Origin of the sequence: Oxalobacter vibrioformis, assembly GCF_027118995.1 — a bacterium.
Lineage (GTDB): Bacteria > Pseudomonadota > Gammaproteobacteria > Burkholderiales > Burkholderiaceae_D > Oxalobacter > Oxalobacter vibrioformis.
The window spans coordinates 852,722-871,901 of sequence record NZ_CP098242.1 but is presented as its reverse complement, the minus strand read 5'-3'; the positions used below and the strand labels follow the sequence as shown (position 1 = coordinate 871,901).

The 19,180-nt window shown below is 52.3% G+C and carries 18 protein-coding genes and 1 pseudogene; 15 read left to right on the top strand and 4 right to left on the bottom strand.

What is annotated here, in order from left to right; all coding sequences use genetic code 11:
• Positions 1–116 precede the first annotated feature (116 nt).
• The 3 genes from NB640_RS04335 (at position 117) to NB640_RS04325 (ending at position 3,483) form a co-directional block, all read left to right on the top strand.
• Positions 117–2,570 (top strand): glycogen/starch/alpha-glucan phosphorylase, encoded by a 2,454-nt coding sequence (locus NB640_RS04335; protein ID WP_269310390.1) that lies wholly within the window; start codon positions 117–119, stop codon positions 2,568–2,570.
• A 57-nt stretch (positions 2,571–2,627) separates the two neighbouring features.
• Positions 2,628–2,804: a hypothetical protein gene (locus NB640_RS04330; protein WP_269309944.1), complete on the top strand. Its 177-nt coding sequence runs from the start codon at positions 2,628–2,630 to the stop codon at positions 2,802–2,804.
• Positions 2,805–3,027: 223 nt separating this feature from the next.
• Positions 3,028–3,483, top strand: a complete 456-nt coding sequence (locus NB640_RS04325) for a hypothetical protein (protein ID WP_269309943.1) — start codon at positions 3,028–3,030, stop codon at positions 3,481–3,483.
• 19 nt (positions 3,484–3,502) lie between these two features.
• Here NB640_RS04325 and NB640_RS04320 read toward each other — a convergent pair whose 3' ends face one another.
• From NB640_RS04320 to NB640_RS04305, 4 genes are all read right to left on the bottom strand, one after another.
• Entirely contained in the window at positions 3,503–4,039 is a 537-nt protein-coding gene (locus tag NB640_RS04320; protein ID WP_269309942.1) for a metal-dependent hydrolase, read from the bottom strand.
• Between the two features lie 79 nt (positions 4,040–4,118).
• Positions 4,119–4,604, bottom strand: a complete 486-nt coding sequence (locus tag NB640_RS04315; RefSeq protein WP_269309941.1) for a DUF2059 domain-containing protein — start codon at positions 4,602–4,604, stop codon at positions 4,119–4,121.
• Positions 4,605–4,644: 40 nt separating this feature from the next.
• Positions 4,645–5,070 (bottom strand): hypothetical protein, encoded by a 426-nt coding sequence (locus NB640_RS04310; RefSeq protein WP_269309940.1) that lies wholly within the window; start codon positions 5,068–5,070, stop codon positions 4,645–4,647.
• Positions 5,071–5,157: 87 nt separating this feature from the next.
• Entirely contained in the window at positions 5,158–5,436 is a 279-nt protein-coding gene (locus NB640_RS04305; RefSeq protein WP_269309939.1) for a hypothetical protein, read from the bottom strand.
• Between the two features lie 142 nt (positions 5,437–5,578).
• Between NB640_RS04305 and NB640_RS04300 the strand changes: the two genes are divergently transcribed.
• The 12 genes and pseudogenes from NB640_RS04300 to mobF all read left to right on the top strand — a co-directional run bounded on the left by NB640_RS04300 (position 5,579) and on the right by mobF (position 19,179).
• Positions 5,579–6,511 carry a biotin--[acetyl-CoA-carboxylase] ligase gene (locus tag NB640_RS04300; RefSeq protein WP_269309938.1) on the top strand — a complete coding sequence of 311 codons (933 nt, stop codon included), beginning with the start codon at positions 5,579–5,581 and terminating at the stop codon, positions 6,509–6,511.
• 118 nt (positions 6,512–6,629) lie between these two features.
• Positions 6,630–10,331: a pyruvate carboxylase gene (locus NB640_RS04295; protein ID WP_269309937.1), complete on the top strand. Its 3,702-nt coding sequence runs from the start codon at positions 6,630–6,632 to the stop codon at positions 10,329–10,331.
• 327 nt (positions 10,332–10,658) lie between these two features.
• A pseudogene (locus NB640_RS04290) lies at positions 10,659–10,913 on the top strand (Arm DNA-binding domain-containing protein); the annotation flags it as partial.
• A gap of 69 nt (positions 10,914–10,982) precedes the next feature.
• A complete protein-coding gene (locus NB640_RS04285) occupies positions 10,983–11,678 on the top strand; it encodes a tyrosine-type recombinase/integrase (protein ID WP_269310473.1) in 696 nt (231 codons plus the stop codon).
• Complete coding sequence (locus NB640_RS04280) at positions 11,638–12,111, top strand: site-specific integrase (protein WP_269309936.1); 474 nt, start codon at positions 11,638–11,640, stop codon at positions 12,109–12,111. The genes NB640_RS04285 and NB640_RS04280 overlap by 41 nt, the downstream gene beginning before the upstream one ends.
• Positions 12,112–12,919: 808 nt before the next feature.
• Positions 12,920–13,333 (top strand): hypothetical protein, encoded by a 414-nt coding sequence (locus NB640_RS04275; RefSeq protein ID WP_269309935.1) that lies wholly within the window; start codon positions 12,920–12,922, stop codon positions 13,331–13,333.
• Positions 13,330–13,746: a hypothetical protein gene (locus NB640_RS04270; protein WP_269309934.1), complete on the top strand. Its 417-nt coding sequence runs from the start codon at positions 13,330–13,332 to the stop codon at positions 13,744–13,746. Before NB640_RS04275 ends, NB640_RS04270 begins: the two co-directional genes overlap by 4 nt.
• Complete coding sequence (locus tag NB640_RS04265; RefSeq protein WP_269309933.1) at positions 13,736–15,274, top strand: type IV secretion system DNA-binding domain-containing protein; 1,539 nt, start codon at positions 13,736–13,738, stop codon at positions 15,272–15,274. Before NB640_RS04270 ends, NB640_RS04265 begins: the two co-directional genes overlap by 11 nt.
• A 15-nt stretch (positions 15,275–15,289) precedes the next feature.
• Positions 15,290–15,763: a hypothetical protein gene (locus NB640_RS04260; RefSeq protein WP_269309932.1), complete on the top strand. Its 474-nt coding sequence runs from the start codon at positions 15,290–15,292 to the stop codon at positions 15,761–15,763.
• A 17-nt stretch (positions 15,764–15,780) separates the two neighbouring features.
• Positions 15,781–16,002 (top strand): hypothetical protein, encoded by a 222-nt coding sequence (locus NB640_RS04255; RefSeq protein ID WP_269309931.1) that lies wholly within the window; start codon positions 15,781–15,783, stop codon positions 16,000–16,002.
• Positions 15,989–16,387, top strand: a complete 399-nt coding sequence (locus NB640_RS04250; RefSeq protein WP_269309930.1) for a hypothetical protein — start codon at positions 15,989–15,991, stop codon at positions 16,385–16,387. The genes NB640_RS04255 and NB640_RS04250 overlap by 14 nt, the downstream gene beginning before the upstream one ends.
• The gene (gene mobF / locus NB640_RS04245) at positions 16,384–19,179 is read left to right on the top strand and encodes a MobF family relaxase (protein ID WP_269309929.1); all 2,796 of its coding nucleotides are present in this window, start codon (positions 16,384–16,386) and stop codon (positions 19,177–19,179) included. The genes NB640_RS04250 and mobF overlap by 4 nt, the downstream gene beginning before the upstream one ends.
• The last annotated feature ends 1 nt before the right edge of the window (position 19,180 follow it).

Sequence of the window (19,180 nt, the reverse complement as noted above, 5' to 3'; positions counted from 1 at the left end):
GCTTTTTATATCGGTTCTCCGGCCGATTTATGAAATGAACTGTATACACCCGGACAGAGGAAATGGCCTGGAATCAGGCCGAAGCCGCTCCATTCACCCTTCGCTGGAGACTACTTATGGATGTCATTCGATCAGAGCAGGCAGGATTTTTGGCTAGTGATGTGGAGGCGCTGAAGCGGTCCATATCCAATAATCTGCGTTATCGTTCCGGCAAGATCCCCCTTACTGCAACACGCGGCGACTGGCTGCTTGCTGCCGAGTTGGCTGTGCGCAATCGCCTTGTTGAACGCTGGATGCGCTCAAACAGGGCCTATTATGAACAGAATTCCAAGCTGGTGTATTACCTCTCCATGGAGTTTCTGATTGGCCGCACTTTCCATAATGCCTTGCAGGCGTTAGATATCAGTGAAGACATGCAGGAAGCCTTAAAAGAGCTGTCGGTGGATATGGAAGAAGTTTCCAATCACGAGCCGGATGCCGCGCTGGGCAATGGCGGTCTTGGCCGTCTTGCCGCGTGCTTCCTGGATTCCATGGCGACCCTGAATCTGCCGAACATCGGTTATGGGATCCGTTATGAGTATGGCATGTTCAAACAGGAGATCCTCGATGGCTACCAGGTGGAAACACCTGACTACTGGCTCTTGACCCGTGGTAATCCGTGGGAGTTTCCGCGGCCTGAGGTTCAGTTCCATGTTCGTTATGGTGGGCATATCCGCCAGGAGGGCGGGCGCGCAAGATGGGTCGATACCCACAGTGTGCTTGCCATGGCGTATGACACGATCATCCCCGGGTATGGGACAGAATGTGCCACCACGCTCAGGCTGTGGTCTGCCAAGGCGGCATCTGAAATCAACCTGTCCGACTTTAATCAGGGTAACTATTCCAGCGCTGTCGAATCCAAAAATATGTCGGAAAACGTGACGCGCATCCTGTATCCGGATGATTCGACGCTGCATGGCCGTGAGCTGCGTTTGCGGCAGGAATATTTCTTCGTTTCGGCCAGTGTGCAGGATATGATCCGCCGTCACCAGTTGAACTATTCCAGCTTTGATGATCTGGCCGATAATATTTCCATCCATCTGAATGATACCCATCCGGTACTCGCCGTGCCTGAACTGATGCGTATCCTGGTGGATGAGCAGGGCCTGCGCTGGGATCATGCGTGGTCCCTGACGCAACGGATTTTCTCCTATACCAACCATACGCTCATGAGCGAAGCACTGGAGACCTGGCCGATCGATATGATGGGCCGTGTTCTGCCGCGCCACCTCATGATTATTTTTGATATCAACAATGAATTCCTGTCCAGGACAGCAGAAAAATTCGGTAATGATACGGAACTCATGCGCCGGATCTCGCTGATTGATGAGGCGGGTGAAAGACGGGTGCGGATGGCTTATCTGGCCGTGGTTGCCAGCCATAAGATCAACGGGGTATCCAAGCTGCATTCCGAACTGATGAAACAGTCCATTTTTGCGGATTTTGCGAAGATTTTCCCTGAGCGTTTCATGAATATCACCAATGGCATTACGCCTCGCCGCTGGGTCTCTCAGGCTAATCCGCTTTTGTCACAACTGATTGACGGGTATATCGGCAAGAACTGGCGCACTGACTTTGAGCAATTGAGCCAGGTGGAGCCGCTGGGTTCGGAGGAGCGCTTTATTACCGCATTCCGTTCGATCAAGCGGCAGAACAAGCAGCGGCTGGCCCGATGGGTGCGTAACAATGTGAACGTGAACCTGAATCTGGATTCACTTTTTGACGTCCATATCAAGCGGATTCATGAATACAAGCGACAGTTGCTCAATGTGCTGCACGTCATTACCCGGTATAACCGGATTGTGGCTAATCCGGAAGTCAACTGGGTGCCGCGTTCCGTTATTTTTGCCGGGAAGGCGGCATCGGCTTATCAAATGGCAAAAGACATCATCAAACTGATCAATGATGTGGCGGTCAAAGTCAATAATGATCCCAATGTGGGCGACAAGCTGAAAGTCGTGTTTATTCCGAACTATGGTGTGAGCCTGGCTGAAATGATTATTCCTGCTGCCGATCTGTCGCAGCAGATATCCACAGCAGGAACAGAGGCTTCAGGTACCGGTAATATGAAGCTGGCGGTCAATGGCGCCCTGACCATCGGTACGCTGGATGGCGCCAATATTGAAATCATGGAGAAAGTCGGGGCCGACAATATCTTCATTTTTGGCAATACGTCCGAGCAGATTGAGGATCTGCGCCTGAGCTATCAGCCTCGTGAGATTTATGAGAAAAATCCTGAGCTGAAGATGGCGCTTGACCAGATCCGGGATGGTTTTTTCTCTCCTGGTGACCCCGGACGTTTCCGCCCGATTTATGATTCCCTCATTAATTATGGTGACCGTTATCTGCTGCTGGCTGATTACGAGAGTTATGTTGCCACGCAGGAACAGGTGGATGCGCTTTATCGCCAAAGCTTGCGCTGGGACAGAAAGGCTATCCATAATATTGCCAATATGGGGTATTTTTCTTCGGATCGTTCCATCTCGGAATATGCACAGGAAATCTGGGGATCGGTGCCGATCCAGTTTTAAGTCACCGGCCGCCGGCTTTCAGGGGCCGGCGGCCTGACTTTTCTCACGTAAGCAGTTATGACAAAAACACCCTTGAGTCCCTATGAACAGGCCAGCTATGATCTGAATCTGTTTCGCGAGAGGCGGATTGCCGAACGTCGCAAAGCCGACCGTCACACGTCTGATCGCCGCAAAGGGAAGAAAAAAAACGGCAGTCAGCCGGATGCAGACACTTTCCCGGAAGGCATGCATTGACTGGTTCAGCGCATCCGGCAAAAAATTCCATCAGGGACGATGGAATTTTTTTATGCTGGCAGCAGGCTTTTGGCATGGTTTTTTTCATCAGGCGACTTTCTGGTACCTGGAATGACAGCCGAATGAGATTTAATTGGTATACTTGTCACCTTAAAAGGTGACAAACTCAATAACGTAAGGTTTTTTCATGGCGTTGGTTAAGTGCAAAATCTGTAAAAATGATGTGATTGAAACTGCGGACAAGTGTCCGCATTGCGATTCGCTTGGTCCAAAGAAAAACCGGCGTGTCATGTGGATGATGATCGGCCTGGTTATTGTTCTGGCAGGGGCAATGGGCCTGATAATCTTTAATCGCAGCCAGGAAAAAGTCCGTACCCGTGCAGAGATAGACGCAGCAAGACGCGCAGAAAAAATTCACCAGCGCATCATGTCAGCGACTTTCCTTCTTAAAACCAGCGTAGCTGATCCGGATTCGGTTCAGATGGATGACATCAAAACCAATATTGATGGCAGCGTGCTTTGTTATCAATACAGCGTGAAAGACCGCAACGGAAAAATGCAAAAGAAAAAGGCGGCTTTTGCCGAAGGTGATTTTCATTATTCCGCCGGCAGTTGGGGTATCTATTGCCAGAGCAAGGATATCATGGAGGTACCTGACAAACCCCCGCCAATTGATTAACAGGGCGCTTGCCCTTTCATTATGAGCGGCGGAAAAAAATCCGCCGTGTTGCCATCAGGATAAACCCTGCCGAAAGACAGGGTGCCCAGATCCATTTGAGTTCCGATATCAAAACGACGTAGCCACGCCGGGAAAGAAAATCAGAAATCCGGATGGGGGAAACTTCAATGACCTGCCAGGGAAGAAAATAACGCTTGTTTGACCAGGGCCAGAAAAAGACAACGCCCAGTCCTCCATTGGTTATGCTGTCAAGCAGGGTATGCGAAACCGTTGTCAGCAGCAGAAAGAAAAAAGTGGCCCTGGCTGTTGTACGAAACCACTTGAAAAACAGGGTGCCAAACAGCGCGAGCAGGACAGCAAAGACAAGGGAATGAGTCAGCCCCCGGTGGCCGATCGTGGAACCATATGCAATCCCTGTCCAGAAACCGATGCCATCAAAGTCCGGTATGACTGAAAAAAGGATGCCTGTCACCAGCAGGCGGGTTGGAATGGTTTTTTTCCCCAATCCTATACCCAGTCCCACAGGAATTGCGGCATGTGTGAATAGGGTTGGCATGGTGATGGTTAAAAATCAGGCGGGCCTACCGCTTGTGCCATTGAGCCCGCTTGTCTGGGACAATAAGCCAACATGCTGATTATTCGGCCATTACCTGCTGCATCATGTTGGAGAAGCGCTCCATCATCACGCCCATTTTCTCCTGGGAAATCGCTGATGTACGCTGGATGACCAGCGGCTGTTTCTTGATAAAGGACTTGCCTGACGGGGTTTGGTAAAAAGCGGCAAGATCATCAATTTCCTGCTGTGTGAAGGTTTCCATGTAAATCTGGACATACTGGGATTTCATTTTGTCCCAGCTCATCTCTTCCTTGATGATCGTGTCCAGTTGTGCCATGGCTTTTTTGAACTTGCCCTGCTTTTCTGGCGGGATACGGTTCATGATGCGGGCGGTGGACTGGTCAACCATTTTGGTCATTTCCTGCATGGTTGCTTCATACATCTGTTTGGTTTCCGTTATTTCAAGCAATTGCTCAATGGAAGCCTTGCTTGCCGGCTGGCTGGTCTGCGCAAGGGCGCCGCATGAGACAAAAGCAGCCAGAATAAAAATCATCAAACGTTTCATTGTTTATCCCTGGTTAAGTGTTAAAAAGAATAGTCTTGACTCATTGGCTGTCACCGGGAGTCATCTGCGCCCTTTTCCCGTTCCAGATCAGATCAGGACGAGTACCGCAATACGTTCCCCAGTTTCCGTCAAAAGATTCATACTGCTCATCAAAACGGACATCCATAATGCCCGCGCCATGCTTGTCATGCCACTGGCAGATAACCTGGTGTTCCGGCTTGAACTGGCAGCGGCTGATGGAGCCGGTTACCCAGTAATCATTTTCCCGGTACATGAAAGTGCCATACATCTGTTTATTTTCATCCAGCGGTTGTGCATAAAATGTCGTGAAAACAGGGACAATCCCGGCACTGAATATATTGCCGGCATAAGTTCCGTCAGGCGTGTCCAGTGTGGAGCAGCCGGACATAAGAAGCGATGCCATGCACAGGGCGAGCAATCCGGTTTTGGTTTTGGATGAGGTCATATCCTGTCTCCATGAAAGCAATTGCAAGAGAACTCACAGCTTATCAAAAAACATCACAGACAGGAATAAGGCAGAGCCATCAGAAACTTAAAGTGCATTATTCCCCGGACGCTTTTTCGGGAGGGGTTTCTTTCGTGCAGCATTCCTTGAGTGCCAGCAGCCGATGAAACTTTCGGCGAAGAGAAAAATACTTTTCAGGAGCGTATTCTTGTGAAGGTGGAAACGGCCCTTTTCCGAATAGTCCGGATCATCCAGTGGCGCGTTGCTGATGGCAAATGTGATTTCTTTCTTTTTCCCGTTAAAAAGCTGGGTTTGCGTTTCAAGAATATCGCGTCGGTACCGGATCTCAAACAGTGACTTGTCCATCAGCCCACATTATCAAAGAGAAAACATCAGTTTATCCAGCACATCATGATTCGGATAGCGATATAATTATTCCTGTTATCTTTTTGATGCGACAGGATATTTTGTTCTTGTCGCTCTGTTTTTTTGTCAGTCAGCCGCAGTTATGCCAGATGTTTCTTCTTTTCGCTCTTTTTTGGGGATATCCCTGCCGGATACGCCGGTTGAGATGGGCTGTTATGCGCTGACAGAAGGTCTGGATGAGCAGGCGCATCCGTTTTCGCCTGAAGCGCTTTTCGGGCCGGATGCACTGCTTGGTCCGGTTATGCCGGCTGTTGGTGATGCGGCAGCTTTTTTTCGTGTTCCCGCACCGGTCTATCTTTGTGACGAAGTGAGCTCGACCTTTGCGGTTGCCCATACACTGGCGCAAAAGGGGGTATTGCCTGCCTGGGGCGCTGTGCTGGCGGCCAGTCAGACAGCGGGAAGAGGGCAGTTTCGCCGGCACTGGCAGTCGCCGCGCGGCAATCTGTATGTCACATTTCGCCTGCCGGATACGCCGGTTTTTCAGTCGGATGCGGCAGCGCTTGTTATCGGGGTTTTGCTGGCGGCTGCTTTTTCGCGTTTGGGCTGCCCTGTCCGACTCAAGTGGCCAAATGATCTGCTGAATCCGGAAGCGGGAAAAGCGGCGGGGATTCTGGTTGAAAACCGGGATGGCGTCATGCTGGCAGGGGTGGGGGTCAACCTCCGTATTCTGCCGGAGGCTGAGCAATTACGCCGCGAGCGGGCCACACCGGCCGGACTCTTGCTAACGGGCGATAAAACGCCGATTTCGCAGGCACCATTTTCCCTATGGCAAGCACTTGTAAACGAGATGATTTTTGCGTATAGTCAATCGTTTGCCCAATCCGCAACAAAAATGTTGCCTGAATTGGCTGATCCGTTTCTCGCATGGAAGGGAGAAGCCGTCTCTGTCACTGACACGGACGGCGCCACGCTCAGCGGCAGACTGAGTGGTGTAAGCCCCAATGGAGGCCTGCTGTTACAGGCTTTCGACGGAAAGACTCATGAAATTTTCAGCGGGAGCCTCGCTCGGACCTGATGTGCCGTCAAAGCGATGGATGATTTGTCGCCGCGCACGATATATTGTGTGTGGTTGTTAGATAGTTTGCCGCCGTGCACCGTGGTGCGCGGTTATTAGTTTGTTGAGAGGAATAAGCATGTCCAGAAAAACATTTGAGCAAGTTGCAAAGGAACTGAAGGGAAAGGCTATTCTGGTAGCCAACCGGGGTATCCCGGCCCGACGAATTTGCCGCTCTATCCGTGAAAGTTTTGATGCGGTTGCAGTCATGACGGCGACTGATGTCGACAAAACGGCACCAGCAGCTTCTGCGGCACTGGAATTGATGCTCCTCGGCGAAGATCCGCGCGCCTATCTGGATGTGGAACGCATTGTAAGGCTCGCCAAGCAGCGCGGGATTTCGGCTATTCATCCCGGCTGGGGATTCGCCTCTGAAGATGAAAATTTTCCGCGTATCTGTAAAGAAGCCGGCATGATTTTTATTGGTGCCGAACAGGAGCCGATGCGGCTTTTAGGCAACAAGGTGCAGGTTCGTGCACTGGCAAAAACGCTGGATATTCCTGTTGTCCCCGGTTCGGATGGTGCAGTGGATGTGCCTGAGGCACGCAGAAATGCCCACGAGATCGGCTTCCCCATTATGCTCAAGGCAGAAGGCGGTGGTGGTGGCCGCGGTATTTTTGAAGTCCATGATGAAGCCGGACTGGAAGATGCCTTCTTCAAGGCATCCACCATGGCACAGGCGTCCTTTGGTAATCCGCATGTGTATGTGGAAAAATTCCTTCGCAATGTCCGTCATATTGAAATACAGGTAATCGCTGATAAATACGGCAATGTCTTCGCCTTTGATGAGCGTGACTGCAGCCTGCAGCGTAACAACCAGAAACTGGTAGAGATCACGCCTTCGCCGTGGGTCATGATTACCCCCGAATTGCGTGAAACCCTGAAGGAATATTCAAGAAAGCTCGTCAAGGCAGTGGGTTATCACTCCCTGGCGACAGTGGAATTTCTGGTGACGGCTGAAGGCCAGCCATACCTGATCGAGGTGAATACCCGTTTGCAGGTAGAGCACGGCATTACCGAGTGCCGCTACGGTATTGACCTGGTTGAAGAGCAGATTGCGATTGCTTTTGGCAGTGAGCTGCGCTTTAACGAAGAAAACACCAAGCCGTTCCACCATGCCATGCAGGTGCGTATCAATTGTGAAGACCCGCAAAAAGGCTTTTCACCCAATTCCGGGCTGATCAGCCGGTACGTTTCTCCGGGCGGTCCGGGTGTGCGGATTGACTCCAATATGAGTGCGGGCTATGAATTCCCGTCAAACTATGACTCAGCCGGCACACTGCTTATCACTTATGCGCATGAGTGGGACAAGGTGCTGGGTATTATGGAAAGGGCGCTTAGCGAATATACGGTCGCCGGTGTCAAAACCACCATTCCTTTTTATCGCGAAGTCATCAAAAATCCATTGTTCAGGCAAGGTGAATGCGATACCCGTTTTATCGCCGCCCATCCCGATCTGATGGACTATACCGACGCCTTGCGGGAGTCCGAGCGTACGGCCCGTCTGATTGCAGATATTTCCGCCCTGGGCTACAACCAGTTTGTCCAGCTTGGCCAGTACAGAACGCGTGAGACACCACGCATGCCCAAGTTTGAGCCGGTTCTGCCATCGATCCCGTCTTCGATCCGTCATGCCCCTTCACCGTATCCCCGAGGCGACAGAAAAGCGCTGCTTTCCTATATCCGGGATTCGGGTCATGTGCACTTTACCGACACGACCACCCGTGACAATACCCAGTCCAACAGTGGCAACCGTTTCCGTCTGGCCGAAGATCTGCTGGTTGCTCCTTACCTCGACAACTGTGATTTCTTTTCCCTGGAAACGGGCGGTGGCGCACATTTCCACGTCAACCTGATGGCTAACATGACTTCGCCTTTTATTGAAGCGAAGGAAATGAACCGGGTTGCACCCAAAACCATGAAGCAAATCCTCATCCGCTCCACCAACGTACTGGGTTACCGGCCGCAGCCTCGTAATCTCATGCATGCAACAGCAGAGAAGATTTGTGAAGATTTCCATATCATCCGCAGCTTTGACTTCCTGAACCATATCGAAAACATGAAGCCATTTGCTGAGGTGATACTGCATACCCCGAGCGTGGTATTTGAACCGTCACTTTCGCTGAGCTACGGACGTGGCTTCACGGTGGATCACTACCTTGGCGTGACCGAGGAAATCCTGAACCAGACCGCCCAGATTCTCGGCGTGGATCTGCAGGAAGCATCCAGAAATATCATCCTTGGTCTGAAGGATATGGCCGGTAACTGCCCGCCCCATTTCATGCGCGATCTGGTGACGGCACTGCGCAAACAATGGCCGGAACTGGTGCTGCACCATCATCGCCATTACACGGATGGTCTCTTTATTCCTGCAGTGGCTGAGGCTGCAAAAGCGGGTGCCCATATTATTGACACTTCCATGGGCGCTGCCATGCGCTGGTATGGTCAGGGCGAAGTCCTTTCCACTGCGGCCTACCTCGAAGAACTGGGCCTGAAAACCAATCTGAACCAGCGTATGTTAAGAGAAGGCAACTTCGTGCTCAAGCAGATCATGCCTTACTATGATCGGTATACTGCGCCTTACTTCCAGGGCATTGATTATGATGTGGTACACCACGGTATGCCGGGTGGCGCGACTTCCTCTTCGCAACAGGGCGCCCTTGATCAGGGGTATATCCACCTGTTGCCCCAGATGCTGCGCTTCCTTGCCGGTGCGAGACAAATTGTTCACTATCATGACGTGACACCAGGCTCACAGATCACCTGGAATACCGCTTTCCTTGCGGTTACCGGTGCATACCGGCGCGGTGGTGATGCGGCTGTACAGAGCCTGCTGGAAGTGCTTGAGCACGTAGCAGGCCGTGCCGAAGATGATATTTCTCCAGAGATGAAAGAAGCGCGCCTGACGATCTATCGCGATTGTAATGATGCCTTCCGTGGTTTGCTGCTGGGTGAATACGGCAAGCTGCCACTGGGATTCCCTGCTGAATGGGTGTATCAAAGCGCGTTCGGTGAAGAGTGGAGAAAGATGATTGCCAAGCGTACTGAGCATTCACCGCTTGATTCTCTGCCTGAGGTGGATTTTGATGCAGAGCGCGCTGCACTGCATGAACATCTGCATCGTGAGCCGACTGAAGATGAGCTGCTGCTGTACCTCAACCATCCTGCAGATGCCCTGAAGATGTTCGATTTCCGCCTTAACTACGGTAATCCGAACAACCTGCCGCTGGATGTCTGGTTTGAAGGCATGGAGCCGGGTGATGAGCTGAACTTTATGGACAGCCAGGGCAAGCCGCATCATGTGTCACTTCTGAGTATCCGCAGCCCGGATGAAAACGGCATGTCCATTGTCCGCTATGTGCTTGATTCCGAAATCATGAGTTCCGAAGTACAGGTGGCCAAGGCCGGAGAAGGTGGCAAGGGCAATATTTCCAAAGCCGATCCGGATAACCCTTATCACGTGGCCGCACCAAGCAATGGCGATCTGTGGGTGACATATGTCAGCCCGGGACAGGTCGTGAAGAAAGGCGATGATCTGTTTAACATCTCCATCATGAAACAGGAAAAGGCCGTGCTCGCGCCTATGGACGGTGTTGTCAAGCGTGTGGTGAAAACAGCAGACTACAGCGAAACCAAACAAATGGTACCCGTGCGTGAGGGTGAGCTCATTGTTGAACTGGCTCCGGTTCCGGCAAGCTGTACTTCCTGTGCCAAACCATTGCCGGCAGACAGCTTCACTTTCTGCCCGTATTGTGGTGAAAAAAGGGAAGGAGACGCCTGACGATAGAATGTGTCAGGATTTCTGATGACACAAGCCCTTCCTGGACCCGATCAGGAAGGGCTTGTTGTTTAGAGATAAAAAAACGGTTAGTGACAACCATCACTAACCGTTTTGTATTTTCTGGTCGGGACGGTGTGATTCGAACACACTACCCCTTGCACCCCATGCAAAAAAATGACCATCCACCGGTATTCACCGCTGTCCATTGATGGTTGTATTTATCCGTTAAAAACAGTAACATAGCGCATATTGTCGTCTGTGACTGTTCACAGCCGTTCATCAGAATCCACGAAAAAAGTGCTACCAAAAGGCTACCAGGAAGAGTTTATGAAACTGACCGTAACTTTTATCGAGCGTTACAAACCCGCGAAAGCGGATGAGCATATCCGTGACGGAGGGGGCCTTTTTTTACGGTTTCGAAGCACATCAACAGGTCTTTCCCGCAACTGGTTCTACCGATACAAAGTTGAAAATAAAAATGCATACCTGATTTTGGGAGAGTACGGTTCAGCGCTGCCAGATGCCCTGTCGGACTTGTACAAGTTAAACCAGGGCGAACGGCTAACGCTGGCGGTCGCCCGGCGGATAGCGGCAGAGCTGACCGATTGGCGGCGGCGTGGACTTGACCCGCGCGAACATATTGAAAGCGAGATGCAGCGGGAAAAAAAGGAAAAAGCTGCGGCAGCAAAAAAAGAAAAGGAAAATAAAAAGAAGGAGCAGGCGGAAAATCTGACGGTCGAGGATTTGTTTTCAGAATGGATAGAAAACGGCGTGCGGCGGCAGGACGATAATGTCGAACTGGTGCGCAGTTTCGGCGCGGATGTTATTCCGCAGATCGGTCGAAAAAAGATAAAGGAATTGTCAGAGGCGGACTTGCGGAACGTGCTTCGGCGCATGGTCGGCAGAGGGGTAAACCGATCCGCGGTTGTGATGAGAAACAACTTGGTGCAGATGTTTGGCTGGGGAGAGAAACGCCAACCGTGGCGGCGGTTGATGGTGGATGGTAATCCTGCTGATCTCCTGGAAATTGAAAAGATTGTGGACAAAGATTACGACTTTGATAACGTCCGAGATCGCATCCTGTCTGACAGCGAAATCCGCGAGTTGAGAGACATTTTTCAGCGGATGGAAGGGGAGTATGCAGCGGCCCCCGACAGACGTGCTACAGCACAGCCTTTTACGCGCACTTCGCAACACGCTGTCTGGCTCATGCTGGCAACACTTTGCCGCGTGGGCGAGCTTTCAATGGCGCGCTGGGAGAATGTTGATTTTGAAAAAAAAGAATGGTTTATTCCTCGGAAAAAATGTGAAGGGGAAACTGTCGGATTTGACTGTCTTTTTATCTGATTTTTCATTACAGCAGTTTCGCAAATTGCACGAACTGACGGGTAACAGCGAGTGGTGTTTCCCGGCAAAAAATAAAGACGGACATGTTTGTACCAAGTCGCTGACTAAGCAAATCGGCGACAGGCAAAGCCGGTTCCGACTGGGGCGCGACGGTCAGCCGCGGCAGCCGATGAAAAACCGCAGGAATGACGATACGTTGGTATTGGCGGGGGGCAAAAATGGAGGCTGGACACCACACGATTTGCGCCGCACCGGAGCGACGATGATGCAAAGTTTGGGAGTGGAGATGCACATAATCGACAGATGCCAAAACCACGTTTTGGAGGGCAGCAAGGTTCGCCGGCATTACCTCCACCACACGTACTCAGATGACATGCGCGCCGCCTGGCAAAAACTTGGTAAAAGGCTAGCTGCGATATTGAGAAAAAAGTAACCAGGATTCGGGCCGTAAGGCTGTAAATTTTGGTAGAAATCGTCCCCCCATCCCCTCCAATATTTTTCTGCTAGTTGCATAAAAACAGTGACTTGCGCGCGAAAAACGCGCGGACATATGTCCGGCAATTTGCACAAAAAAGTGGCAAGTCAGGCGGGGTTACGGCGTGGCGTCCTGGCTTGGCCTGGTTGGCTGGGATTCAGGCGAAAACTGTAAATTTTGGGAGAAATTCACCGCCTGTCTCCCCCGTTATTTTTGGGCGAACGCAATGAATACAAAACCTTGCAGCATTTTTTTTGCGGACACGTGTCCGCAAAATTAGCATAAAAAATAAGCACTTTGAAGAGCGGCCACCAAGCCGCTTTTTTTTTGCTTTACATGCTTTGCAGATTGCAACCCCTCCCACTTGACCTAGATCAAGATTCCCAAACACAACTCCCGAAAACCCTGTTTTCGTCGAAACGTGCCCAAAACGACCCACGTTTCGACCTTGCCCGTCGATTTTTTGATGGTGGAATAGGTGTGTGCATTCGGGCACATACCTTTTTTTTTTGGAGGACAAAAATGAATGAACTGGAACTGAATCGACGCTTGCCGACAAGGGAGGTTATGCGCGCCCTCGGCCTGGCGCGCTCCACCCTCTATAAGCGAGTGCGAGAAGGCCACTTGCCGCCGCCGGAGAAAGACGGCAGCTGCTCGTTTTGGAGGGTGAAAGACATCCTTCAATACATGAACGGGGGGGAGGGCGCAGAGTAAAAAAGAAGCAGAACGGGCAGTAAAAAATCACTCAATTTTTAAGGAAGAAAATATGAAAAATGCGAAAGAAACGATTCAAAAAAACTGGCAAAAATTCCTAGGGTGCTGGGGAGTGGCGTGGCTCGCGATTTTGATGGCGGCGGTCTTCGATGTCCTCACCAGCTCAAATTTCGGGTTTTCGGCGCGCCTCAAGGGTGAATTTTTAACCGCACTTTTTTATCAAAAAATCGGCCTTGGCTGGACGGAAATGAGGCCGGATCTGGTGATGAGAGAGAGTGGTGAGCAAGTGGTGACGACGGCGGGGGAGCTGGTGGACTGGTTTCTGAATTGCCGATTGGATTGCTCGGAATATGAAGTGTGGTTGCAGCAGTTCGAGATGCTATTAACAACGCCACTGGTCGCGGTGCCCCTCGCGTTCGCTGTGGTCGCGCTGCTCAACGCGAGCAAACGGGAGTGCATGCGATGAAGGCGGCGAAACAGCGATCGGAATGGGGCGTCGTGATCGGCAGGGGAATCGTCATGTTCATACTCCTTGTGGCGATGGGATGGGGCGGGTTGTTGTGGCATTACACCCGACCTCACTCGCTTCTGCCCGGCCAGAGCGCGAGCTGGAAAATTTCCGCGCTCACGGCCACGCTGGCAACCGGCTGGGGGCTGGGCGACACGGTGATGATCTGGCCGCCAGGCCACCGGCTGCCGGTCCGGGTAGATAAGTGGCTACCCGGCCAGTACGGATCGATGCCCGTGGCGCACCAGGAGCGGCTCGCGATGGAGTGGGTGATGATGAAAAAAGTTCCCTGGGCAGCGGGGGCGGTGGTGTTCATTATTTTTGCAGGTTTTTATACATATCGGAGATTTGGAGTTAGGCATGAAAGATGAAACAAAACAATCTCTATCAGAGGTAAAAGGGGCGGTATTTGAAACGCTGTGGCTCTCGAATTGGGGCCGCAATCTAATCACATTCCCCACCGTTTTTGCACTGCTCGCGTTCACTTTAATTGCCGCACTTTTCGGCGGGCAAGCGGGCTGGGGGGCGGGCGTTGGAATTTACGTTTTATTCTTTTGCTTTGGCCTTTTCGGTTGTCTGAAAGACGCGTTCTTCAGCAAGAAAAGTGGTGACGTTTTCCGCCGTGGGGCGCAGATCGAGGACCCAGGAAAAATCGCTCGGGCCACGGCCGGGAAGGGGCGATACAGCATTGGCGGCGTCACTATTCCCGCGTCAGCCGAGGCGCAAGGTTTTTGTTATGTGGGGAGCCCTGGCAGCGGTAAATCGACTGCCATTTTTCGCAATATGTCGCAGGATCGGGAGGAGGTGAAAGCGATTGTTTTTGACCTCGGGGGGGAGTCGCTTTCCCGCTTTTATCGAGGAGGTGATCGAATAATGAACCCGCTCGATTCGCGGGCTGCGCCAATCTCGATTTTTTCCGATCTGACGGACGAAATGGTGGACCCCGCGAGGCTCGCACAGGCGCTCGTCTCGGCAGACACGAACGATAAATTTTGGAGCGATAGCGCGCGCACATGCATCGCCGACCTGGCTGGGGCATTGATCGAGAGCGGCAAGAAAACTAATCGTGATTTGCTCGGGGCGCTGACCACAATGACGAAGGCCGAACAAGTCGCTTTGGTAGGCGGCAGGCCGGCTGCGACACTCCTGGGCGGTGAGGAAAAAATGTCGGCTTCCTTGCGGTCAATTATCTCGCAGGCGGGCCAAGTCTTGCGAACCCTGGACGGTGACGTTGACCAGTCAGGATTTTCAATCCGCCGCTGGATGGAGGACGACAATGACCGGTCGTGGTTGTTCTTTTCAGTACGCAACGATCAGCTCCCGCTGCTAAAAGGTTTGTACAGTTATCTTCTTGAGACGGCGATCAGTTGCCACCTGTCCATGTCATCGAATCTGGATCGCCGGATTGTCTATTATCTCGACGAATTTTCCACCCTTCCGCCCATGCCGAGCTTGCTCCAGCTCGCCGCGCTCGGGCGCAAATTTGGATCGGTGATGCAGCTTGGTTTTCAGAGTATGAGCCAACTGCGTAGCTGCTACGGTAGGGAAGATGCGCAGTCACTTTTAAGCTGTCTTGGCACGTGGACAATCCTACGATCGAATGATAGCGAGACCGCGGAACAGTTGAGCCGCATGGTCGGTCAACAGGAAATTTTGCGGACAAATATTTCCAGTGCCCACGGCGAAAAAGGGAGCAGCGAAAACCGCAGCCAGCAGGTCACGCAGACGCAGATTTTGCTGCCGAGCCAGATTCAAAATTTCGCCGATCTTCATGGCGTTTTAAAAATTCGTGGTGACTTCCCTCTGTGCGCGATCCAGCTGCGTCGCGTTGACTTTCCGGCAGTGACCGAGCCCTTCATCGCGAAGAAAAAGGCGGCTGCATTTGCTGCCGCGGATTGAGCGGGGAAAGTAAAAATGAAGAGCGCGATGCAAGCCATTAAAACGACCCTGGGGAGGTTTTTTAGTTTGGGTTGCAGCGAAGCTGCGGCCCACATTTCCCGCGCGTCAGCGCGTCTGGAATCGGTTCCTGCGAGCAAGGCCGGACGGCAGTCCGGCAAGGTAATGGATGGGATGGACAACCATCCCATCCATTACATCCTCACCTCCTTCTCATCCATCAATCCCTGTCAAAAATTTATCGCTCACCCTGCTCCAAAATCGGTCAGCATCTTCCACGAAATCGCAATTTTTAGCTCCGTCAAATCTCTGGTCGATTCTCTCCACACACCACGCTCCTTCGGTGCAGCACATGGCATACCGAAATCAGCCGCAGAGCCGCATGGCTGTTGGTTTTGCGCTGTGCCGACAAAATGCCGACACGGCAAACCTCAAATCAGCCGGAAACCCGCGCCAGTGCTGGTTTTCGGTCTGTCGACAAAACTCAATTAACACGAAAGGAAAAAATCATGAAAAAGCAAATCAAAAAATCAGACGCAATCGAAACAAAAATCAAGGCGTTGCAGCAGCAGCTTGTTGCCACAAAGAAACATGAGAAGGCAGCGGAAGAGAGGGCAAGGCTGGACGCGCTCATCGCCGCCGCGCGAGGCATCGGCCTGCTCGAAAAGTCGCCCGACGAAATCCGCCAGGCGCTAAAAAAGTTGGGAGGTCAAGCAGATGGCAATCAATAAAAATTCAGTGAAAGTTACCGCTCGGTTGGGCCGACAGGAAGCCGAAATTTTTGATGCGCTGCCAGGCAAAAGCCAAGCGGAAAAAGTGCGCTTCCTCATCCGTCTGGCGGCCGCAAAAGCAGCCGACCAGGCCGGACAGGATGAGCTCATCGAGCGCATCAAAACAGAAGTTTTTTCTGCACGGCCAGCGGCACCGGCAACTGAAAGTCAGGCCAGCGCTGACGCGCTGTCGGCCGCGGAGGCTAGGAAGATTTTTCACCAAATTTTTCATCTGCTTTCTCTCAATTTTTACTGCTTGCAATCGGGCGGGATCGAGGCCGCGCGCGACAAAAACAGCATGTCAAATTCAATAGGTGAGAGGGTCCTAAAAGGAGAATTTCAATGATGTCAATTTCTCAAAAATCGGCAGCCGGCGCGGAACATTACTACCTCCACATGCAAGAACGCAGCGGCAAAATCGAGGAATATTATTCGCGTGAAGGAGCCGGCGAATGGCATGGCGCAGGGGCGGAAAAACTCGGGTTGTCAGGAGAAGTTGCCGCCGAAGATTTCCGGCAAATGGTGCGCGGGTTCGATCCAAAAACTGGTGAAGCCATGACCCAAAATGCCGGCGCAGATAACCGTCGAGCCGGCTGGGATTGCACGCTGTCGGCGCCGAAAAGTGTGAGCGCTGCCTGGGCGGTTGCGAGCGACAGCGATAGGGAAAAAATCGAGGCCGCGCACAAAAATGCGGTGGCGGCTGCACTTGATATAGTTCAAGAAAAAGCCGCGTACACGCGGACCGGCGCCGGCAGTGTTGTCCACGAAAAAGCTGAGATCATCATTGCGAGTTTCGACCACTTCACCAGCCGCGCGGTTGAACCACAATTGCACACCCACAACTTTATTTTCAATGCCTCAATCCGCGCTGATGGCACGGTCGGTGCAATTGAGTCGCGCTACCTTTACCAATGGCAAAAAGTTGCAGGCACAGTCTACCAATCAGAACTAGCGCGCGGCCTCGAAAAAATTGGTTACACCACATCAAAGGATGGTGACGAATTCATCAAGTTAAGCGTTGTCCCTGAATCACTCTGCGACGCCTGGTCGAGCAGACGCGCCGCAATCGAAACCGAGCTTGAAAAACGCGGGGCAACGTCAGCCCGAGCGGCCGAAGTTGCCGCCCTGGGCACGCGGGAGGCAAAACAAAAAAACCATGACGCCCATGAGCTCCGTCAGCGGTGGCAAGCCGAGGCCAAGGAGCACAATTTCACCACCGAAAACGTGCAGTCAGGCCCTGAAATTGTTCGGCCTGATGTTGACCCTGCAGGCCTGGCCGACACGGGCCTGAAGGGCGCAACCGAGCTTGATAGTCTGGTGACTGAAAAAGATTTGTACTTGTCCGCCGCGAGGCAATCGCTCGACAGTGCCGGCGGCAAGGCGCAGATCGAAAAAGTCGTCGCAGAAATGAAAAGTCAGGCTATTGAAATGGTGCGCGACACCTCTTTCCAGAGCCGTGACGGTCGCACCATCGACCGCGAAGAAATCAAATACACCACCCGCGAAATTCTCGAAGCTGAGCGGTTTGTCTTGAACAATTCGCTCGTGCGGATGGGCGAGGGAAAGCATGTGCTGCCGGCTGAAACCGTTCGCCAGGCGGTTGCTGAATATCAGCAGCGGAAAGGGTTCGAACTGACGGACGATCAACTGCGATCAATCGAGCATATCGCGCACGGCAGGGATGGCGTCGGGCTGATCATCGGCGACGCCGGCACCGGGAAGTCAACGATGAGCGAGGTTGTAAAAAAAGCATTCGAGTCGGAAGGTTTTACTGTGCTCGGCGCAGCCCCAAGCAATAAAGCCGCCAGGGGGCTGCAAGAGAGCAGCGGCATCCGTTCTCAAACCATCGACAGGTTGCTTATCGACATTGAAAACAACCCGCAAAAAATCGATAGCAAAACCGTGATTTTGCTCGACGAGGCCGGGATGGTCGGCAGCCTGAACGCGGCCGCGCTGCAAAAGGCGGCGGACCAAGCAGGGGCGAAGCTGGTTTATCTCGGCGACAACAAACAGCTTCCGAGCGTTGCCGCCGGGGGGATGTTTTCGCGCGTCGCGGAGCAGTGCGGGTATGAACGACTGGACACGAACATGCGGCAAAGAGAGGCCGAACACAAGCAAGCCGTCACGCAAATGTCGAGAGGCGAAGCAGCAGAAGCCATGAAATTTTATGTGGAGAAAGGCAATGTTTGCGTCGAGGCAACGTACAGGGCGGCCGTTGAAAAATGCGCAGAGAGCTACCTCTCGGATCGTGCGAAGGTTGGTGCAAATAACACGATCTGCCTTGCTAGCACCAATAAGCAAGTTGATGACATTAACTCCAAAATCCGCGAGAACCTGAAAGAGCAGGGCGAACTGGGCAGGGAGAAAGAATATCAAATCGGGAAAGACGCCCAGCCGCTGTCCCTGGCGGTCGGTGATCGCATCATTTTCAATGAAAAGCATAAAGAGTCGGGCGCGCTGAAAGCCGATACGGCCACCGTCCGTGCCCACGCTGAAAACGGCCAGATTTTGATCGAGAGAGACGGCCGGCAGCAAACGGTTGACCCTTCAAGCATCGAAATCAAGCACGGGTATGCATCCACCACACATAAAGCACAGGGCGCAACGCTGGAAAGGGCGACGGTCTTTTCCTCGGCGCAAACCAGCCGCGAGATGGCGTATGTCCAGGCCAGCCGGGCGAGGGAGGAAACAACATTTGTTTTTACCAGCCACACGATCAGGGAGATGGAAAAACAGGCGCAGCCGACTCCTGAACTGATCGAAAAAGCAGAGCGGGCAGCGGCCAGACAGGGGCAGGAGTTGCCGGAATCTGCCCGCGAATCTTTCTATTCAGCAAAGCAATATTTGATCGACAACGGTATTGCTGACCTGCGCGTCAGGGATGCAAATGAAATGCGGCTGGAGGCCATGCGGGAGACCTTGGACGCCATGGCGCAGAGCCGACAAAAAGAAACCACCCACGATTTCACGCCGCGAGATGAATTCGAAAAGGCGAGACTTGCGAACGAGAAAACGGCTGAAACAATCGAGAAAAAACCAACAGAGAAGGAGGTCAAAGAACCAGCGAAAACCCAAGAAAAAACGGCTGCTCCACAAAAAGAGACAGCCGCAAAGGATGATTTTACTTACTCAAAATGAA